The 18,565-nt window shown below is 33.7% G+C and carries 21 protein-coding genes and 1 pseudogene; 15 read left to right on the top strand and 7 right to left on the bottom strand.

Translation table 11 applies throughout. The annotated features are described in order from the left end of the window. Nucleotides 1-132 precede the first annotated feature (132 nt). Nucleotides 133-258 (bottom strand): annotated as a pseudogene (locus MKX66_RS09545) (MFS transporter); the annotation flags it as partial. A gap of 351 nt (nucleotides 259-609) precedes the next feature. Here MKX66_RS09545 and MKX66_RS09540 point away from each other — a divergent pair. The 5 genes from MKX66_RS09540 (at nucleotide 610) to MKX66_RS09520 (ending at nucleotide 4,704) form a co-directional block, all read left to right on the top strand. Further along, entirely contained in the window at nucleotides 610-1,038 is a 429-nt protein-coding gene (locus tag MKX66_RS09540; protein WP_002012470.1) for an NfeD family protein, read from the top strand. A 2-nt stretch (nucleotides 1,039-1,040) separates the two neighbouring features. Continuing rightward, nucleotides 1,041-2,009 (top strand): SPFH domain-containing protein, encoded by a 969-nt coding sequence (locus MKX66_RS09535; protein WP_002031527.1) that lies wholly within the window; start codon nucleotides 1,041-1,043, stop codon nucleotides 2,007-2,009. Between the two features lie 23 nt (nucleotides 2,010-2,032). Further along, complete coding sequence (spoIIP, locus tag MKX66_RS09530) at nucleotides 2,033-3,238, top strand: stage II sporulation protein P (RefSeq protein WP_002193069.1); 1,206 nt, start codon at nucleotides 2,033-2,035, stop codon at nucleotides 3,236-3,238. A gap of 92 nt (nucleotides 3,239-3,330) precedes the next feature. Next, the gene (locus MKX66_RS09525; protein ID WP_002141416.1) at nucleotides 3,331-3,921 is read left to right on the top strand and encodes a histidine phosphatase family protein; all 591 of its coding nucleotides are present in this window, start codon (nucleotides 3,331-3,333) and stop codon (nucleotides 3,919-3,921) included. A 6-nt stretch (nucleotides 3,922-3,927) separates the two neighbouring features. Next, nucleotides 3,928-4,704, top strand: coding sequence for a Cof-type HAD-IIB family hydrolase (locus MKX66_RS09520; RefSeq protein ID WP_002031522.1), 777 nt, complete (start codon nucleotides 3,928-3,930; stop codon nucleotides 4,702-4,704). Between the two features lie 7 nt (nucleotides 4,705-4,711). Here MKX66_RS09520 and MKX66_RS09515 read toward each other — a convergent pair whose 3' ends face one another. Next, the gene (locus tag MKX66_RS09515) at nucleotides 4,712-5,173 is read right to left on the bottom strand and encodes a DinB family protein (RefSeq protein WP_002031519.1); all 462 of its coding nucleotides are present in this window, start codon (nucleotides 5,171-5,173) and stop codon (nucleotides 4,712-4,714) included. 171 nt (nucleotides 5,174-5,344) lie between these two features. On the opposite strand from MKX66_RS09515, the gene alr reads away from it, so the two are divergent. Then, nucleotides 5,345-6,520, top strand: coding sequence for an alanine racemase (alr, locus tag MKX66_RS09510; protein WP_002141421.1), 1,176 nt, complete (start codon nucleotides 5,345-5,347; stop codon nucleotides 6,518-6,520). A gap of 20 nt (nucleotides 6,521-6,540) precedes the next feature. Here alr and MKX66_RS09505 read toward each other — a convergent pair whose 3' ends face one another. Genes MKX66_RS09505 through MKX66_RS09495 form a run of 3 tightly spaced genes read right to left on the bottom strand, consistent with a single transcriptional unit; the run spans nucleotide 6,541 to nucleotide 9,036 of the window. After that, the gene (locus tag MKX66_RS09505; RefSeq protein ID WP_341085995.1) at nucleotides 6,541-7,254 is read right to left on the bottom strand and encodes a class I SAM-dependent methyltransferase; all 714 of its coding nucleotides are present in this window, start codon (nucleotides 7,252-7,254) and stop codon (nucleotides 6,541-6,543) included. Beyond that, entirely contained in the window at nucleotides 7,247-8,134 is an 888-nt protein-coding gene (locus MKX66_RS09500; protein ID WP_341085993.1) for a GNAT family N-acetyltransferase, read from the bottom strand. Before MKX66_RS09500 ends, MKX66_RS09505 begins: the two co-directional genes overlap by 8 nt. A gap of 23 nt (nucleotides 8,135-8,157) precedes the next feature. Beyond that, nucleotides 8,158-9,036: a phosphotransferase gene (locus MKX66_RS09495; protein ID WP_326996490.1), complete on the bottom strand. Its 879-nt coding sequence runs from the start codon at nucleotides 9,034-9,036 to the stop codon at nucleotides 8,158-8,160. A gap of 383 nt (nucleotides 9,037-9,419) precedes the next feature. On the opposite strand from MKX66_RS09495, the gene MKX66_RS09490 reads away from it, so the two are divergent. Together MKX66_RS09490 and MKX66_RS09485 are read left to right on the top strand one after the other, a co-directional pair. Beyond that, nucleotides 9,420-10,628 (top strand): macrolide family glycosyltransferase, encoded by a 1,209-nt coding sequence (locus MKX66_RS09490; RefSeq protein ID WP_242247472.1) that lies wholly within the window; start codon nucleotides 9,420-9,422, stop codon nucleotides 10,626-10,628. A gap of 169 nt (nucleotides 10,629-10,797) precedes the next feature. Continuing rightward, the gene (locus MKX66_RS09485; RefSeq protein ID WP_002031506.1) at nucleotides 10,798-11,655 is read left to right on the top strand and encodes a YitT family protein; all 858 of its coding nucleotides are present in this window, start codon (nucleotides 10,798-10,800) and stop codon (nucleotides 11,653-11,655) included. 44 nt (nucleotides 11,656-11,699) lie between these two features. On the opposite strand, the gene pdxR is transcribed toward MKX66_RS09485, so the two are convergent. Continuing rightward, nucleotides 11,700-13,100: a MocR-like pyridoxine biosynthesis transcription factor PdxR gene (gene pdxR / locus MKX66_RS09480; RefSeq protein WP_341085989.1), complete on the bottom strand. Its 1,401-nt coding sequence runs from the start codon at nucleotides 13,098-13,100 to the stop codon at nucleotides 11,700-11,702. A 131-nt stretch (nucleotides 13,101-13,231) separates the two neighbouring features. Between pdxR and MKX66_RS09475 the strand changes: the two genes are divergently transcribed. From MKX66_RS09475 to MKX66_RS09445, 7 genes are all read left to right on the top strand, one after another. Beyond that, the gene (locus tag MKX66_RS09475) at nucleotides 13,232-13,654 is read left to right on the top strand and encodes a GNAT family N-acetyltransferase (RefSeq protein WP_088032670.1); all 423 of its coding nucleotides are present in this window, start codon (nucleotides 13,232-13,234) and stop codon (nucleotides 13,652-13,654) included. 150 nt (nucleotides 13,655-13,804) lie between these two features. Next, complete coding sequence (locus tag MKX66_RS09470) at nucleotides 13,805-14,932, top strand: metallophosphoesterase (RefSeq protein ID WP_341085987.1); 1,128 nt, start codon at nucleotides 13,805-13,807, stop codon at nucleotides 14,930-14,932. A 232-nt stretch (nucleotides 14,933-15,164) separates the two neighbouring features. Beyond that, entirely contained in the window at nucleotides 15,165-15,731 is a 567-nt protein-coding gene (locus tag MKX66_RS09465; protein ID WP_002031502.1) for a GNAT family N-acetyltransferase, read from the top strand. A 6-nt stretch (nucleotides 15,732-15,737) separates the two neighbouring features. Further along, nucleotides 15,738-16,298, top strand: a complete 561-nt coding sequence (locus MKX66_RS09460; protein WP_326996495.1) for a 2'-5' RNA ligase family protein — start codon at nucleotides 15,738-15,740, stop codon at nucleotides 16,296-16,298. Further along, nucleotides 16,295-16,780 (top strand): GNAT family N-acetyltransferase, encoded by a 486-nt coding sequence (locus MKX66_RS09455; protein WP_002127033.1) that lies wholly within the window; start codon nucleotides 16,295-16,297, stop codon nucleotides 16,778-16,780. The genes MKX66_RS09460 and MKX66_RS09455 overlap by 4 nt, the downstream gene beginning before the upstream one ends. 12 nt (nucleotides 16,781-16,792) lie before the next feature. Beyond that, the gene (locus MKX66_RS09450; protein WP_107887955.1) at nucleotides 16,793-17,149 is read left to right on the top strand and encodes a cupin domain-containing protein; all 357 of its coding nucleotides are present in this window, start codon (nucleotides 16,793-16,795) and stop codon (nucleotides 17,147-17,149) included. Between the two features lie 13 nt (nucleotides 17,150-17,162). Next, complete coding sequence (locus MKX66_RS09445) at nucleotides 17,163-17,591, top strand: GNAT family N-acetyltransferase (RefSeq protein WP_341085985.1); 429 nt, start codon at nucleotides 17,163-17,165, stop codon at nucleotides 17,589-17,591. Between the two features lie 64 nt (nucleotides 17,592-17,655). Here MKX66_RS09445 and MKX66_RS09440 read toward each other — a convergent pair whose 3' ends face one another. Then, the gene (locus tag MKX66_RS09440) at nucleotides 17,656-18,441 is read right to left on the bottom strand and encodes a GNAT family N-acetyltransferase (RefSeq protein WP_215591182.1); all 786 of its coding nucleotides are present in this window, start codon (nucleotides 18,439-18,441) and stop codon (nucleotides 17,656-17,658) included. Between the last annotated feature and the right edge of the window lie 124 nt (nucleotides 18,442-18,565).

The following is an 18,565-nucleotide window of genomic DNA, read 5'->3' as shown; positions in this document are numbered from 1 at the left end:
TCGATATCTCATATCGAATCGTTGATATATTGTAAGTTGTAATATATATAATTGAAAAATCGTTGATATAAATTCATTGGACTATTTAGTTGGAAGTCTTATATAAGAAATAAATCACTTAGATACAATATGTTAAATAGAAATCTCTTTCTTTTGCAATCTCTGATGCTTTAATAAACGAAAAGACAAACAAGTAGAACATAAAATAAGAAAAGAAGCGATAATATAAATAGTACGAACATCGAAAATATCGGTAATTGTAGCTGATTTAGTTGTATACAATGTCAGCGAGGATAATACACATTTTGGAGCCTAAATAGTAAGCTAGTGAACGTTTCGGCAATAAGAAGCCCATCTTCAAATCAATAATATTTTTCAAATTATAATCAGAAAAATATATTTTTGAAAGAATTAAATTTTTTGTCATTTTTTGAAAGGGGTTTTCGTGTATAATGAAGAATATATTAATATAGCATTATATTAATGCTTGTTGTAACAGCGAATACATATAATAGCTTGTAGCAAACGCCCCCTCTATGAGAAAGGGCGGATAAACCATTCTTTTCTTCATATACATATAGAAAATGAGAAAGAAAGTGAGGGTTGCATATGGCTGGATGGGTGATTTGGTTTATAATAGCGGGTATTTTATTTATTGCAGAAATGTTGTCGATTACGTTTTACATGCTTTGGCTTGGAATTGGAGCTGTTGTCGGAGGTCTTATTGCTTTGTTTGCTCCTGATGCACTATTTTTACAAGTTGTTGTTGGGGCGATTGTAAGTTTAACATTGACTTTCTTTACGAAAAGAATTTCTAAAAACTTTCGAGAAGCAAAAGGTTTTACTGATACAGTAGATAAACTTGTTGGTAAAAAGGGAATTGTTATGCAAACGATTACAAGTGAAGTGAACGGTATTGTGAAAGTGGATGGAGATACTTGGACAGCTATTTCGGATACTCCTATTGATGCTGGAGAAAAAGTCGTTGTTATACAGAGGCATAGTACTATTTTACAAGTGAAAAAGGAGAGTGAATAAATATGGCAGTAGCATTAACGTTAACGATTATTTTCGCATTGATTGTCGTTGTATTTATTGCATTGACAATTAAAATTATTTCTCAGCAAAAAGTTGGGGTCGTTGAAAGGTTTGGTAAATTTCAACGGATTATGCACCCAGGATTAAATATTCTAATCCCAATTGTAGACCGCGTTCGTGTATATCACGATTTACGTATTCAACAAACGAATGTACCACCACAAAAGGTAATAACGAAAGATAATGTACAAGTAGAAATTGATACAATTATTTTCTATCAAATTGTTGAACCAGAGCTTGCGACATATGGTATTTCAAACTATGAATATGGTGTTCGTAATATTACATCTGCAACAATGCGTCAAATTATTGGTAAAATGGAGCTTGATGAAACATTATCAGGTCGTGAAAAAATTTCAACAGAAATTCGTTTAGCACTTGATGAAGCGACAGAAAAATGGGGCGTTCGTATTGAGCGTGTCGAAATAGTCGATATTAATCCACCAAAAGATGTGCAAGTATCAATGGAAAAACAAATGAAAGCAGAACGTAATAAACGTGCGATCATTTTAGAAGCTGAAGCAGCGAAACAAGATAAAGTCCTTCGGGCTGAAGGGGAAAAACAAAGTAAAATTTTAATGGCTGAAGGGGATAAAGAAGCGCGTATTCGAGAAGCTGAAGGTTTAAAAGAAGCAAAAGAATTAGAAGCGCAAGGGGAAGCAAGAGCGATTGAGGAAATCGCAAAAGCAGAACAAAACCGAATTGAATTACTTCGCGCAGCAGATTTAGATGAACGCGTACTTGCTTATAAATCGTTTGAATCATTAATTGAGGTTGCAAAAGGACCAGCGAATAAAGTCTTTATTCCGTCTAATGCAATTGAAACACTTGGTACTCTTGGTGCAATTGGGGAAATCTTCAAAGAAAAACAAGCGAAGAAATTACCTTCGTCAGATACAGAAAAAGAATAATAAGAGTGAGAAAGAGAAATGGGATGCCATTTCTCTTTTTTTTTGCGTATATTACGAAAAGCTTGTACATATCCATGTATAAAGAAGGTGATACATTGAAAAAGTATGCAACCCGTATACATGGGAAGAAACTAATCTCGTTACTCTTTCTATATGCACTAGTCATAATTATTATTGCGTCGATTTTGACGTCGCTTTTACATACAATGAAATCGAATTACGTGAATCAATGGTTTGGAAAAGTATCGATGCAAGGTTTTGTTCAAATGATAGAAAGTGAGAATCGCTATTACGGATTTGATTATTTTAAGCAGAATAAAAGGGAGTCATTTGGAAATTTAATGTTCTCGATTGCGACGGATTTGAAAATTAAAGATTTAAGAACGTTTGTCGGTAAAGAAGTGCCTGGTATGTCAAAGTATTACTCTAACATTATCGTAGCTGGGGAAGGGACAAACTTTACGAATATCCCAAATGAATCTAGTGTACCGATTGAAGAAGTAACGAAAGAGCGAGAAGTAGCAAAAGATAAAGTTACAGAAGCTGAAAAGAATAATCCGGTTCAGAAAAAGAACGGAGCGAAAAAAGGTGAAAGTGCAGTATATATTTATCATACACATAGCTGGGAATCTTTCTTTCCGTTATTACCAGGGGCTACCGATCCATCAAGTCCAGATGTAAATGTGTCCTTACTAGGGAAACGTATGAAAGAACAACTTGAAGGACAAGGAATTCCAGTAGTTCATGATAAAACGAATATGGGGGATTTATTAGCGAGTAAAAAATGGAAATGGCCGCAATCATATAAAGCGTCTCATGAATATGTAAAAGAAACATTAGCACAAAATAATAAAATTGCGTTTCCGATTGATATACACCGTGATGATCAGCGGAAGAAGGTAACAACAAAAGTAATTAACGGGAAATCGTATGCAAGATTATATTTTATAATTGGGATGGAAAATGAAGGGCGTGCTGAAAATGAAAAAATTGCAAGAGCAATCAATAGTTATTTAGATGAAAACTATTACGGATTAAGCAGAGGAATCTTTCCAAAGTATAAAAAAGATGGAAATGGCGTTTATAATCAAGATTTATCTAAAAATGCGATGTTAATTGAAGTTGGTGGTGTTGATAATACATTAGATGAATTATATAACACAATTGATGTGTTGACGGAAGCGTTTAGTAAGTATTATTGGAATGATGCAGAGAAAGTGAATGGATGAGGGGCGGGAAACCGTTCCTTTTTTTGTTATATAAAGTTAAGAATGTGATATAATGGAGTTTTGTGAGTATTAAACAAGGGAGCGGAAGAAACATGCAAATACTACTAATACGCCACGGTGAATCAGAAGCAGATATTTTAAATGTACATGAAGGTCGAGCTGACTTTGAATTAACAGAAAAGGGAAGACAGCAAGTACAAAGACTTGTACAGAAAGTGAAAGCAGATTTCCCGCCAGATTTCATTTGGGCAAGCACATTAAAACGTGCTCGCGAAACTGGTGAAACATTAGCAGAAGGAATTGGGTGCCCAATTCAACTAGAAGAAGAATTAATGGAGTTTAATAATGGGGTACAAGCAGGGTTATCATTTGAAGAAGCGAAAAAATATCCAGAGCCAAAATTTCTTCATGATCGTTTTGAAAACGGGGAATCATTTATTGAATTTAGAATGAGAATAGAAGGGATTTTTTCTAAAATCGTGACAGAGAATACATATGACCGAATTGCAATTGTTGCACACGGTGGTGTAATAAATAGTATTTTACGAGCGTTTTTCCAAATGCCAATTAGCATGGACTATTATTTTAAAATGGGAGATACGGGAATTAGTTTGATTGAACTTACGGATAAACAGAAAACTATTCATTTTATAAATGATACAAATCATTTAGAGGGAATGTAAGAGGATATGTACAAAGTTGTATTTTTCGATGTGGATGGTACTCTTTTAAGTGAGATTGATAGAAGTATGCATGAAAGCACAAAAGAAGCGATACAAAGGTTAATAGATAAAGAAATTCACGTAGTTGTTACAACAGGGAGACCATATAGTTTATGCTCACAATTTAAAGAGCTGGGCATAAATACGTTTATTTCTGCAAATGGTGCACATATAAAATGTGCTGATGAAGTTATACATAAATCGGTACTTTCAAGTGGAATTGTTCATGATATTTCAAATTTCGCTGAATTACATGGTCACAGTGTTTCTTATTTTACAGAGGAATTTGTAATGAATGGTATTGCCTCAAAAGACGAACGTGTAATACGAGCATTAAATGAAACGTTAAATTTAGAGCGGTATCCTGACAAAGTTAGAAACTTATCAGAAGAGATTTATTGTGTATGTCTGTATGCTGATGAAACAGAAGCTCAAAAATTCTTTGAAAGATATCCAGCACTTACGTTTGAACGTTTTCATGGTTACGTTATGAATGTGTTGGAAGATAGTAAAGTATCGAAGCTAACTGCAATTCAAAAGGTATTGGAACATCTGGAAATTTGTAAATCAGAAGCAATTGCTTTTGGTGACGGTGGAAATGATGTTGAGATGTTACAGTATGTAGGACTAGGAATTGCGATGGGGAATGGCGGAGAAGAGTTAAAAACAAGAGCAGATTTCGTTACAAAGAAGGCGAGTGAAGGTGGTATTTTATTTGCCTTAAAAAAGTTTAATGTCGTCTAACATACCTTTATTGAAATAAAGGTATGTTAGGATCTTTAACGTGCTCACATAATAAAATATGAATTTGCCCGCGATGATGATAAAAATGTGCAACGATTTCAAGCAACCATTCGAATCGAGAGTAAGAAATACCCCAATAAGCAGTCATAATTTCCGCTAACTCTTCATTGGAATAGGATAAAAAAGTTTTAGAAAGTAAATCGTACCCTTGTATCATCGTTTGCTGTATTTGAGTAATTGTTTCTGGTGTTTGTTCTATATAAAAGGTATGTAAGTCTTTTTCCGTAATACCATTTAATATGAGTAAATCAGCGTGGCAAATAAGGGAAAGATGTGTACACATTTCAAATAATGCCCGCTTTGATTCAATCGACTTTATTTTCAAATCACTTTCAGTATATTGGTTCAGTATTTGAATGGAAGTATCGATAGCAATTTTAACTTGATTCAATGCAGATGGAACAAACATTGTAATTATTCTCACCTCCGTATATAATAGTTTCTTAAGGGTATTATATCATACTCAAAATTCCGAAAATTCTAGTAGTTTGACTAGCATAGTGAAAAGTATTATATTGTAAAAGGTCATATGAAACGTGAAATAGAATGGAATGTAATTATTGAGTTAGGAGTTAGACCAATGAGCTTGAAATATGGAAGAGATACAATTGTTGAAGTTGACTTAAATGCGGTAAAACATAATGTAAAAGAATTTAAAAAACGTGTGAATGATGAAAATATTGCAATGATGGCTGCTGTAAAAGCGAATGGGTATGGTCATGGGGCAGTTGAAGTTGCGAAATCGGCTATTGAAGCAGGAATAAACCAACTTGCAGTTGCATTTGTAGATGAAGCAATTGAATTAAGAGAAGCTGGAATCACTGTACCTATTTTAATTTTAGGATATACACCAGTAGCAGCTGTAGAAGATGTAATTCAATATGACGTTATGATGACTGTTTATAGAGTAGAAGATTTACAAGGTATAGATGAAGTTGCAAACCATCTTCAAAAGAAAGTGCGAATTCATGTGAAAATTGATACAGGAATGAGCCGTATTGGTTTACAGGAAGAAGAAGTTAAACCGTTTTTTGAAGAGTTAAAACGTATGCGATATGTAGAAGTAGTAGGGATGTTTACACATTACTCTACCGCTGATGAAATAGATAAAACTTATACAAATATGCAAACAAGTTTGTTTGAGAAAGCTGTAAATACAGCGGAAGAATTAGGAATTCATTTTCCATATATTCATAGTTCAAACAGTGCAGGATCAATGGAACTTAGTAACACATTTCAAAATATGGTTCGTGTCGGTATTGGAATTTACGGTATGTATCCTTCAAGAGAAGTGGATCATACAGTTGCTTCCTTACAGCCAGCGTTGTCTTTAAAATCAAAAGTAGCTCATGTTAAACATGCGAAAAAAAATCGTGGTGTTAGCTATGGGAATACTTATGTAACAACGGGCGAAGAATGGATTGCAACTGTACCGATTGGTTATGCTGATGGTTATAATCGTCAGCTATCTAATAAAGGGCATGCACTAATAAACGGAGTACGAGTACCTGTAATTGGCCGTGTTTGTATGGATCAGCTTATGCTAGATGTTACAAATGCAATGCCAGTACAAGTAGGAGACGAAGTTGTATTCTACGGCAAACAAGATGAAGAAGAGATTGCGGTAGAAGAAATAGCAGATATGCTAGGTACAATTAACTATGAAGTTACATGTATGTTGGACAGAAGAATTCCACGTGTCTATAAAGAAAATGATGAAACGACTGCAATTGTAAATATATTAAGAAAAAACTGAATCGATATGATTCAGTTTTTTTATTTTTGACAAATGAAAAATGTTCTATTTGCACCATGTAGTTGAATGTTTTTAAATCCTACAGATTCCAACGAAGAAATTATTTCTTCATTGGAGTAACAGGCTTCCTCAAAAGAAAAGTCACTTCTTTTCCAACTATCATCTATGTCATGTTTAAATAGTATGAAGTTCATTTCTGCTCTGTTACTTTCACTATCATACGTGGAATCAATGGTACAAACATATTCTCGTTCTGAAATATGAAACGAAGCACTCCAGTTTTCAAGAAATTCTTTTTCTGTATTTATATCAAATGCGAATGTACCTCCATCATATAATGCCGAATAAACATGATGAAAAGCGTCTTTTAGCTCGTTTAATTTCATAATGTGATTTAAGCTATCACCGGCTGAGATGACGTAGTGGAATTGCTCATTTATATTGAAATAGCGAGCATCATCGACGATGAAGGTTGCATCTGGCGCATTTTGACGTGCGTGTTCGATCATTTGAGCAGAACCATCTATACCAGTTACTATAAAATTATTATCAATTAGTTTCCTAGTAAGATGACCAGTCCCGCAGCAAAGGTCTAATATACGGGAGTGGGAAGCGGCATCTTGTAAAACAAATTTATGATAGGCTGGATAGGAGTGTTCTGCAAAATGTCCCCAATGTTTATTATAAATGTCTGCAAAAATATCATAATCAGAATAAATTAGTTTTTTAGACATATGTATTCTGCTCAAAATTCATTAAATTATAATAGTCATGCTTCTTTTTAATTTCAAAACCACATTGTGTATATAGTTTTAAAGCATTGTTATTTTTCGTTTCGACGTCTAGTTCAATTGTTGAAACTCCTTCTGTAATAAGTGTATGTACCATATAACTAAGAATATCTTTACCATATCCTTTACCTTGATAAGAAGGATGAACTGCAAATCCTGATAGTGTAGTAGATTGCTCTTGCTCAGTAACTGTAATCGTTCCAATTGCTTTTTCATTAATAAGAGCAATGTAAACTTGATGAGAAGGTGAATTCATCATTTTCTGTAACCATGTAGCGGTATTTTCTACAGAATCTCCAAAGGCTTTACTGGAAATTTCAATAAGATTAAGAAGTGATTCTGAAGATGCAAGTGTGAGCTGTATAGTATTCTTTGTTGTTTTTTGCACTTCTTTTGCTTTGAACTCCATACTATATTCACTATATAAATAAGGTAACTTCATTTGTTTTGCAAATTCTTTCCCAGAAGCAGAATCCCCATTCAAAATAAGAAGAGCTTCATCTGCCTCTCTTATTCGTATTTCTTTCATTGCGGTTTGTAAAAGAGTGGTGCCTATATGTTGTTTCCTATAGTTTGGATGAACAAACCCTATTAATTCCAGTTTTGTCGGTCTTTCAAAGTCATACATACTTAATGCACTGATTAATTGTGTATCATCATAAAATAGAAAATCATTTATCACATCTTTATTACGAGCTGTTAAAAAGTTTATATGTAAATCTGACGAGTAATCAATTTGATCGTGTTGTCCGCAAATATGAGATAAATCTTTCATTTGCTGAATTTCGTTTGCTGTTAAAGATGTCTTTTTTTCAATATTCATTTCATAATCCCTCTCATTCGTATTTAAAAATAGGATGGATGACTTAGCCACTTTTCTAACTCCACACTGCCCTGAACAGATAATAACCGGTACAAATATCGATAGGGGTGTCTACATTCTTCAAGACGAGGAATGGGCATAATGGTTTCGTAACCTTGTTTAAAAGCATGAGCCTCTTTTTCTGTAAGTACATATTCTAATCCAATAAAATCAAACTCTCGTGGAGAAATTGCATAAGCCTCTGTATCTACTAAACCAGTAATAGATTCTCCATCTGATAAAAACTGAGTAGGATCCATATCAATTAAAACAAGTGTAGATTCCTTCGGTGACGGCAAGGAAGAGAGCTGTGACTCAAAAGTATGAAATGCGTTTTGGATGCTCGCGTTATCGGAATAGAACTTATTTACAAGATCTTTACTGACTTTTAATATGTGAGACTTAAATTCTTCTAGTGGAATGTGGAAAGTATTTGATGGGTTTCCTATAAACTCTGCTTGAAACGAATGAATTTCTGCTAGTCCTTTTCCAAGGCTGAATAAAATAGAATCAGGTTGTCCGATAAATGATTGCAGCGTATTTCCGGTTAGTTTTTCGACGATTACATACTCTCGCTCATTTAAAACATGTTTTTGCAAAATAGTCGGGATGGGTAAGGTAGTATGCTTTTTCAATAATGCGTGTATTGTTTCTAAATGATGTACATGCCTTGGATCAATTCCAAAAAGATTTTTACATCCCCACCAAAAATCATTGTTGGGCTCTTCAGTCATTTTTGAAGAGCGAACAATAACTTCTTCAGCTTCTGTTTTAACAAGAAACACGTCGCTTGCATGGTCTTCATAGCCTGGATGCAAAGCTTGAGCGGATAAAATAGGTGAAGTAAACAATTGTTGTAGCATGAAAGGGCTCCTTATTCTGTAAATTCTATAAATTCATTATATAACAGAATATGTACCAAGTGGATAATGATGGGGACAACATAGAACTTAAATAAATTTATGGTGAGAAATCAGTGTGAAAATTATATTTTTCTAGTTTTGTATGAATTATCAAAATAATGTTTCTGATGATAAATCTGTAAAAATGCCTGAATGTAAATCCCGTATTTTTCAATAAATGAAAGGTTAAGCCTACTTTTATAAGAGTTATAATGTAGGTTATGAAAAATATTTCTCAATTATAAAATGAAGAGAAAAATATGAAGAAGTAGAATAGATTACTTAATAGTTTTAAATTAATTAATATGATTAACTATTAATTATATTAGATAGGAGAGAATATTATGGCAAATGTACTCGTAATAAATTTCCCTGGAGAAGGTCATATAAATCCGACTTTAGCTATTGTAAGTGAGTTAATTCGGCGAGGGGAAACAGTTGTTTCGTATTGTATTGAAGATTATAGAAAGAAGATTGAAGCAACAGGTGCAGAATTCCGAGTGTTTGAGAATTTCCTCTCTCAAATTAATATTATGGAACGAGTAAATGAAGGTGGGAATCCTTTGACGATGCTATCTCATATGATTGAAGCATCAGAGCGTATTGTTACTCAAATTGTAGAAGAAACAAAAGGGGAAAAGTACGATTACTTGATATACGATAATCATTTTCCAGTAGGACGTATTATAGCGAATGTTTTAAAATTACCTAGCGTTTCTTCTTGTACAACGTTTGCTTTTAATCAGTACATTACTTTTAATGATGAACAAGAATCGAGACAAGTAGATGAAACTAATCCATTATATCAATCTTGTTTAGCGGGAATGGAAAAATGGAATAGGCAGTATGGAATGAAATGTATTAATATGTATGATATTATGAATCATCCTGGTGATATTACTATTGTATATACTTCAAAGGAATATCAGCCGCGTTCAGATGTATTCGATGAATCGTATAAGTTTGTCGGTCCATCAATTGCTACTCGAAAAGAAGTAGATAGCTTTCCTATGGAAGGTTTAAAAGATAAACAATTGATTTTCATTTCTATGGGAACAGTTTTTAATGAACAACCTGAGTTATATGAAAAATGTTTTGAAGCGTTTAAAGATGTAGAAGCGACAGTCGTATTAGTTGTTGGTAAGAAGATAAATATAAGTCAATTTGAAAACATTCCGAATAACTTTAAGTTGTATAATTATGTGCCGCAATTAGAAGTATTACAGTACGCTGATGTATTCGTGACACACGGTGGTATGAATAGTTCGAGTGAAGCACTATATTACGGTGTCCCGTTAGTTGTAATTCCGGTAACAGGAGATCAGCCTTTAGTTGCGAAACGAGTGAGTGAAGTAGGAGCTGGAATAAGGCTTAATCGTAAAGAATTAACTTCTGAATTGTTACGTGAGACTGTAAAGAAAGTAATGTATGATGTAACGTTTAAGGAAAATAGTCGTAAAGTTGGAGAGTCACTTCGAAATGCTGGTGGGTATAATAGAGCAGTTGATGAAATATTTAAAATGAAAGTGAATTCATACTTAAAACTTAAATAAATGTTTGGAGCACACTTACTGAAATACGTAAGTGTGTTTTTATAAATAAATTACATAAAAAATCACTATAAAGGTGAAACTTTTGTGTATATAAACTGATATCTTTGAATTAGTAGTAAAATTACGTTAAAATAATACTAAGAAAATATATAAGTTTTGGGGGTAATGAATGAAAAAATTATTCGAATACGTATTATTAACAATTGGATCCATTATTGTAGCGGGCTCACTAGAACTTATTTTAGCGCCTAATGGCCTAGTAGACGGTGGGGTAACTGCGATTGCTATTATGGCAAATAAAGTTGCTGGATTACCGCTTTATGGAGTATTTTTAGGACTTAATATCCCAATTTTACTATTTACTGCAAAAGTAATGGGTAAGAAGTTCTTTATCCGTACGTCTTATGCAAATGTTGTTACAACACTTGGATTGATTTATTTAAAGCCATTTCCAGCAATTACAACTTCGGAATTATTAATTGTACTTTACGGAGGAGTTCTATTTGGAGTTGGTGTTGGGATCGTTGTAAAAATGGGCGGGGCAATTGATGGATCAGAAATGTTAGCTGTTTGGATGAACAAACACTTTAAAGTACCAATTAGCACATTTTTACTTGCTGTTAATGCAGTTATTTTCATTTTTGTTGCCATTTTATTTTCAATTGAACAAGCGATGTTCTCATTAGCTATTTTCTATATTGTTACGAAAATGATTGATTTCATATTAGATGGTATTAATCAAGGAAAGAGCGTTATGATTATTTCTGGGAAAAATAAAGAAATAGGCGATTTGCTTATGAAAGAATTGCAATTATCCGTTACGTATCTACATGGAGAAGGTGGTTTTTTAGGAGAGCACAAGAAAATCATTTATTGTATTACAAACCGTTTCATTTATCCAAAAATGAAAGATCTCGTTCTCTCTGTAGATCCAACCGCTATAATTGAAGCTTCTTATTCAACAGAAACAACTGGTGTTAAGCGTCCAGGAAGGACTGCTCGATCAGGAGACGTATCAGAAAAATAGTGTGTAAAATAACTCCACATAAGTATAACTTATGTGGAGTTATTTTACTTAGGGAACCAGGATTCCTTTAGTAATTTGACTACAATTTCGATACTATCTTCGGGAATGCTGCCGAAACCGAGTAGTACATATGACGCCTCGCTTAAATTATGTACAGAATCATATGTAGAGAGTGGGTATAATTTGATTTGTTGGTTTGCAGCAGCATGAATAAGTTCTTGTTCGTTCATCCCATTATGAACATGAAGTACGATATGAAGCCCTGATTGTTCACCGAGTATATGAACGTTATTGCCCATTTCATTTGTAATAGATTTAACTAAAGAAATATGTTTTCTTTTATATAACGTACGACTTCGATTAATATGACGTTCCCAATCCCCATTTTGAATAAAGGTTGCAAAGGCAAGTTGCTGCAGGGTAGAAACAGTTTGTTTAAACATGCCCCCAAGCGCTTTATAGATTTTTAAAAGATGAGGTGGTAAAACGATATACCCCATTCGCAAAGAAGGTAAAAAGGATTTCGAGAAAGTTCCCATATAAATAACGCGTTCATTTGAATCTAGTCCCTGTAAAGAGGGGATAGGTTTTCCTATATAACGAAATTCCCCGTCATAATCATCTTCAATAATATATCCTTCGCAATCATTGGCCCATCTTAATAATTCGAGCCTTCTAGATAATGGCATAATCATTCCAAGAGGAAATTGGTGAGATGGAGTGACGTATGCTACATTAGCACTTGATTCACGTAAAGCTGAAATATGAAGCCCTTTATCATCTAGAGGTATAGGGTGAACAGGAAGAGCAGAGCTTTGAATCATAGCAGTTATACGGTGAAATCCAGGGTTTTCGATTCCATATTCTTTTTTTGAACCAAGCAGTTGGAGTAGTAACCAAAGAAGAGGCTGCGTACCGGCTCCAATAATAATTTGATCAGGTGTAGAATGTACCCCGCGAGCATGATATAAATATTTTGAAATATGTTCTCGTAGAATGAACTCACCTTGAGGATCTTCTTTAGCAAATAATTCATTTTCATACTGGAATAAAGTTTCTTGTAATGCTCTTTTCCAGTTTGTAATTGGAAAAGCTTTTTGATCAATAAGGCCTTGGCTACAATCATAGTCATATTGTTCATTTTTAGTATTGTTAGCGCTGTTTGACGCAACGTGTTGTTTATTTTGAATGACATCAATATCAACTTCCACAACAAAAATCCCGCGCTTCGGTTTACTTTCTACATAACCTTCAGCTAGTAATTGTTGATAAGCAGATTCAACAGTAATACGGCTAACATTAAGTTGTATCGCTAAATTTCTGTGAGAAGGAAGGCGTGTACCGGCAGGCAGTGATCCCTGAGAGATTTCTCGTTTCATATATTCGTAAATTTGTAAATAAATTGGTGTTTTACTTTCTAATTGTAATGGGATAGTAAGATCCATTTTAAGAATTCTCCTTTAAAAACTGGCCATATAAAAAATAATCGAACTGTCACTTAAGTTAAGGGCAGTTACTTTTTATAATGATGATACAACATTTAGAAAATTTAATAAATAGAAAGAGGAGAATCAAAATGAATATTAGAGAAATAGTAACAGAAGCTGATTTACATGATGTATTCCCTGTATTACAGCAATTACGAACAAAAATTTCAAGAGAAGAAGCAAGTTCTTTATTTCAAAAAATGAAAAAAGAAAATTATAAACTACTCTCGTTACAGAATGAAGATGACGAAGTTGTTAGTCTAGCTGGTGTAGCGATTTGTACGAATTTTTATAATGAGAAACATGTTTTCGTATATGATCTTGTAACTGCAGAAGCTCACAGATCAAAAGGATATGGTAAGGTTCTGCTGTCATATGTAGAAAAATGGGGGGAAGAAAAAGGGTGCAGTTCTATCGTTCTTACATCAGCGTTTCCAAGAGCTGATGCACATCGTTTTTATGAAAGAGAAGGCTATGATAAGGTAAGCTATTCTTTTTATAAAGAATTATAATAGTAAGGGGGTTCTATGTGTGAAAACATATGGAACCCCTTTTAATTTAGAATTGAAGAATGAGGAGGGTTAATTACTTATTTTGTCGAATAGTCTCTTTATAATTGAGACGATAATATGGAATTAAAAGAAGGTTAGGGGAGTTCATACTTGGAAAAAATTCAGAAACTATTAATCCCAAAAGGTGTAAGAGTTATCGTAATATCTGATATTCATGGCGAATTAAATCTTTTAAAGGAATTATTACATAAAGTTAATTTTAAAGATGATGATTATTTAATTATAAATGGTGACCTTTGTGAGAAGGGGAACGATAGCATTGGCGTCGTAAACTATGTGATGGATTTAGTAGTTAGCAAGCCAAATGTTTATGTAGTTGAAGGGAATTGTGAAGTTGTAGTTGAAGCGCTTGTAAATGAAAATCCTGCGCTAATAAATTATTTATGTACGCGAAAAAATACAATTTTTAATGAATGGCTAGGGCAATTGAACGTTACAGTTAATGAAGAAAGTGATATTTGTGAAGTGAAAAACATATTGATGAGCTATTTTTCAAAAGAAATAAAGTGGCTAACAGAATTACCGACAGCGATTGAAACAGAAGATTATATCTTTGTACATGCTGGTCTTGAAGATAGAGAGAATTGGAGACAAACAGACAGGAAAAATGCAATTGCAATGCCGGAGTTTTTTAATAAATCACATAGAGCGGATAAGTACGTAATTGTTGGACATTGGCCTGTTGTGAACTATTCCGAGGAGGCGTCGTCTAACAATCCAGTTATTGATAAGGAGAAAAAAATTATTGCGATTGATGGTGGTAATGCGATTAAAGAAGCAGGGCAATTAAATGCATTTATTATTCAGAGGACAACTTCAGGTGATACGTTTTCTTATACATATGTAGATCATTTTCCGCAGTATGAAGTATTGGCCGATTTTAATGCGAATTCAGTAATGCAGGGCGGGGTTACATATCCGCATTATTATATAGAGCCTGTGGAGAGAATGAAAGGTTTTACCGTATGTAAACAACTAGGAACAAATGAATTACTTCATGTGAAAAACGAGTATATAAAGCAACTTGAATCAGGTGAGTATACAGTGAAAACGGATATTTCTTGTGCACAATTAAGCGTTAGAAACGGGGATGTTGTTTCTCTCATTGATGGTAGTTGTGTCGGATATGATTTAATTAAAAAAGATGGTGTAGAAGGCTGGATAGAGAAAGGAATTCTACTTGAGATAGAAAAGAAGAGGAATACAATATTTAGCTAAAATGGGAGGGATATAACCTCCTATTTTTTATTAACTATGTTACGAGTTCGTACTTCATCTGATTTTTTCCGAAGTTCCGTTTCTAAATTAAACTCGAAAAAATAGGCTAATTTACATAAATAATTCGTATTTTATAACAAAATTATACAATATAATAAATGATATTTGTTTTGATTTTTCTGAAAAAATATTATAATTGTATATGAAATAAAGAGGAATGTAGGAGGGAATTATGCAAAACGTTATATTAAAGGGGAACAAAGTTACAATTCGTACAATTGAAGAATCAGATATAAAAACATTATGGAGCTTCATATATAAAGAAGAAAATCCAGAGTGGAAAAAATGGGATGCACCGTATTTTCCGTTCTCAATGCAAGAATATTCGTCCTATAAAGAGAAGATGCAAACTCGTTTACAAGAAGAACCGCTATCAAATTTAATAATAGAAAATAACGGTCAAATTATAGGGACAGTCGGATTTTATTGGGAACATAAACCGACGCGTTGGTTAGAAATGGGAATCGTAATTTATGACCCAGCATACTGGAATGGTGGATATGGTACAGAAGCATTAAAACTATATAGAGATTTGCTATTTGAAAATATGGAGATTGGTAGAGTAGGACTTACGACTTGGTCTGGTAATGAACGAATGATGAAAGTAGCGGAGAAAATAGGAATGCGATTAGAAGGTAGAATGCGAAAATGCCGTTATTATAACGGGACATACTATGACTCTATTCGAATGGGAATGATTCGTGAAGAGTGGGAAGCGCTATGTGTAACGAAGGGGTGAGGAAGCATGTACGCAATTATTGCTACATTGGATAGTGTGTTTACTAATAAAATTAAAGAATTGCAAAATGAATTAACAAATATAATTGGAATAAATCAACTAGCTGGAGTAGAACCACATATTACATTGGCTGATTATAATGAGTTAGATGTTAATTTATATACGAAGAAATTAGAGGAGTTTGTAGTTTTTCAAGAGAACATCTCCGCTGTAACTTTTCCTTCAGTTGGAACTTTTCCTACTAACGGAACGATCTTTCTAGCACCAACCATTACTGATGAATTATTAAGACTTCATCATTCTTATCATGATTATTTCAAAACTTTTCATGATAATCCACAGTCCTATTACGTTCCAGGAAAATGGATTCCGCATTGCACGATTGCTAATGGGTTAAATTCAAATCAATTTTTAAGTGTAATGGAATATATATATGAAAAATTTAATGTTACACTAGCTTCGATTGAGAAGTTAAAATTAATTAAGGTAAATTATGAAGATGGTTCTGCCGTTTCTTCTAGTATTTTAGCAGAGTGTAATTTAAAGAGAATGGAGACATCGAGATGACATATGTAATTAGAGAAATGAAGCAAGAAGATATTCATGCTGTACAAAACGTAGCGAAAATAGCTTGGCATGATACTTACGAAGGAATTATTCCGGGAGAGATTCAAGACAACTTTTTAAATGAAGCGTATTCCGATGAAAAAATGAAATATCGTCTTGAAAATACACATTTATTTGTTGCGGAAGAAGAGGGAGAAGTAATTGGCTTTGCAAATTTTTCACCAATTAGACTGCAAAACGAAGCAGAATTAGGTGCAATTTATTTGTTGCCAGATCAGCAAGGGAAAGGGATAGGGACAGCTTTGTTACAAAAAGGGATCACGACGTTAAAAGGGATTCGAAAAATGTACATTCATGTAGAAGCGGAAAATGAAAAAGGAAAACGATTTTATGAAGCAAAAGGTTTTGCGGCTTTAGAGCAATTTGAAGAAGATTTCGAAGGACATATGCTGCAAACAGTGAGAATGGTTTTATACATATAAGGAGGATCAGAAATGAAAATTTTTGATTTCAGTGAAAAAGTGGGAGAGCATATATCAGCATTTCAATCTAACTTTATAATGTCAAAAATATTAAAACATCAAGGGAATATACATATCGGTGCCATGCATTTACAAGAGAATGGAATTATCGGATATCATGAAGCAGTTGTATCTCAACTGCTTCTTATTGTGGATGGTGAAGGATATGTATGCGGGGCAGATAAAGAAAAAGTGAAGGTGGAAGCTGGACAAGCTGTGTTTTGGGAGAAGGGTGAGTTTCATGAGACGAGTACGGAAAAGGGCTTGATGGCAATTGTAATTGAGTCGGAGGGACTTGAAAATGGTATTTCAATGATGATTAGAGGGTAGGAGGGAGAAAGGAATGATTACAAAAGCGAATGAGAAAGAAACGGAAAAAATATTACATTATGCAGCTCAATCACTTTTCGAAGGAACGAGAGGGAATTGTCAGTTAAGTAAAGAAAAAGCGATTGAAATTACAAAGCCAATAATAGAAAAAGGGGCATATTATTTAGTCATTAAAGAAGAAAATAAAGTAATGGGATGGATATTAATAGGGGAAAATACAGACTATTTTTCTCGTAAAAAACTTGGATTTATATATGAGCTGTATGTGTTTTCAGAATATCGCGGGAGAGGATTATCGCGAGAATTGATGGAGGCTGGCATTAAGGAATTGAAGGAGAAGTATTCCGAAATTCGTTTGAACGTATTTGCTGGAAATTTTGCAAAAGAGATGTACGAAGAATTTGGGTTCATTGAAAGACAAGTAATTATGACTTTGAAGTGAGAAAATATTTCAAGCTGGAATAGCAAAATATAAAATAAAAGAAGCCGATGAATAAATCGGCTTTTTAACGATACATCGTCCACATTCCAATATCTTTAAACCCTAAACTTTTATAAATTCGTCCAGCAGCTGGGTTGTTATAAAATAAGCAAAGCGTTCGGCCTTCTTTCGTAAAGTCTTGGATCATTTTCTGTAATATGAGCGAAGCATATCCATTCCCGCGATGATTCGGATGTGTGCAGACTCCAACAACCATAGCCGATAGTGAATTTTCAGCGGAAGTAGAAGCAGATGCGATAATAGCACCGTCTTTTTCAATATAATATGTACGTCCTGTATTTGTTTCGAGAGTTTGTCTTAATATTTTCTCTGATTCATTAGCAACTGGAAATTCAGCAATGTTACTTCGTAATTGCATAATTCGCTCCACATCATCTAGTGTGGCAAGTTTAATTGTTTCTTGGACAGGTGTGCTAGGTAAGTTGCTGTCATTTAGACATTCGCAAAAATACATTTCATTTTTGGCGCCTAGTTGTACACTTGGAGCAGTTTCAAATCTTTCTACAATAGTTGACTTGCCAGAGAGTTTAAGCGGCTTATATGCGGAAAGAAGTGCCTCATAGTCAGTAACCACAAACTCTTCTTTACTATACGGTATAAATGTATCGTGAAAGCGAAGTAAAATCGATTTTAATGTTCCGTTCTCTTTAAATACTCCCCATAATTCTTGAAAATCTGTGTCATAACCGAAAGCTTCAATATCTCCAATAATAAACAAGTTAATGGCTGCTTCTTCTTTTAGGTAAGCGAATACTTGTTCATGATCTTTCTTTGTTAATTTTCGCATCATAACGAATCGACCTCTTTTTTTATTTTTCTAAATATTACAACTTAAGTTTTTTGAAATCAATATAAAATTTTATGTTTAGTTCACAAACTTTCGGAAAAACTAGGAAAGATATGACAAAGGAGGT

The organism is Bacillus sp. FSL R9-9530 (assembly GCF_038008145.1).
Classification (GTDB): domain Bacteria; phylum Bacillota; class Bacilli; order Bacillales; family Bacillaceae_G; genus Bacillus_A; species Bacillus_A mycoides.
Note: the sequence above shows the minus strand (reverse complement) of the source record. Positions and strands in the feature narration are given on the sequence as shown.

Coding starts and splice junctions, on each gene's coding strand:
- MKX66_RS09495 (WP_326996490.1), bottom strand. CDS start 9,036: ATGCTACAACAATTGTTTACTTCACCTATTTTATCCGCTCAAGCTTTG.
- MKX66_RS09460 (WP_326996495.1), top strand. CDS start 15,738: ATGTACGCAATTATTGCTACATTGGATAGTGTGTTTACTAATAAAATT.
- MKX66_RS09520 (WP_002031522.1), top strand. CDS start 3,928: ATGTACAAAGTTGTATTTTTCGATGTGGATGGTACTCTTTTAAGTGAG.
- MKX66_RS09450 (WP_107887955.1), top strand. CDS start 16,793: ATGAAAATTTTTGATTTCAGTGAAAAAGTGGGAGAGCATATATCAGCA.
- spoIIP (WP_002193069.1), top strand. CDS start 2,033: ATGCCATTTCTCTTTTTTTTTGCGTATATTACGAAAAGCTTGTACATA.
- alr (WP_002141421.1), top strand. CDS start 5,345: ATGAGCTTGAAATATGGAAGAGATACAATTGTTGAAGTTGACTTAAAT.
- MKX66_RS09490 (WP_242247472.1), top strand. CDS start 9,420: ATGGCAAATGTACTCGTAATAAATTTCCCTGGAGAAGGTCATATAAAT.
- MKX66_RS09440 (WP_215591182.1), bottom strand. CDS start 18,441: ATGATGCGAAAATTAACAAAGAAAGATCATGAACAAGTATTCGCTTAC.
- MKX66_RS09525 (WP_002141416.1), top strand. CDS start 3,331: ATGCAAATACTACTAATACGCCACGGTGAATCAGAAGCAGATATTTTA.
- MKX66_RS09500 (WP_341085993.1), bottom strand. CDS start 8,134: ATGAATATTGAAAAAAAGACATCTTTAACAGCAAACGAAATTCAGCAA.
- MKX66_RS09455 (WP_002127033.1), top strand. CDS start 16,295: ATGACATATGTAATTAGAGAAATGAAGCAAGAAGATATTCATGCTGTA.
- pdxR (WP_341085989.1), bottom strand. CDS start 13,100: ATGGATCTTACTATCCCATTACAATTAGAAAGTAAAACACCAATTTAT.
- MKX66_RS09505 (WP_341085995.1), bottom strand. CDS start 7,254: ATGTCTAAAAAACTAATTTATTCTGATTATGATATTTTTGCAGACATT.
- MKX66_RS09485 (WP_002031506.1), top strand. CDS start 10,798: ATGAAAAAATTATTCGAATACGTATTATTAACAATTGGATCCATTATT.
- MKX66_RS09515 (WP_002031519.1), bottom strand. CDS start 5,173: ATGTTTGTTCCATCTGCATTGAATCAAGTTAAAATTGCTATCGATACT.
- MKX66_RS09465 (WP_002031502.1), top strand. CDS start 15,165: ATGCAAAACGTTATATTAAAGGGGAACAAAGTTACAATTCGTACAATT.
- MKX66_RS09535 (WP_002031527.1), top strand. CDS start 1,041: ATGGCAGTAGCATTAACGTTAACGATTATTTTCGCATTGATTGTCGTT.
- MKX66_RS09445 (WP_341085985.1), top strand. CDS start 17,163: ATGATTACAAAAGCGAATGAGAAAGAAACGGAAAAAATATTACATTAT.
- MKX66_RS09540 (WP_002012470.1), top strand. CDS start 610: ATGGCTGGATGGGTGATTTGGTTTATAATAGCGGGTATTTTATTTATT.
- MKX66_RS09475 (WP_088032670.1), top strand. CDS start 13,232: ATGAATATTAGAGAAATAGTAACAGAAGCTGATTTACATGATGTATTC.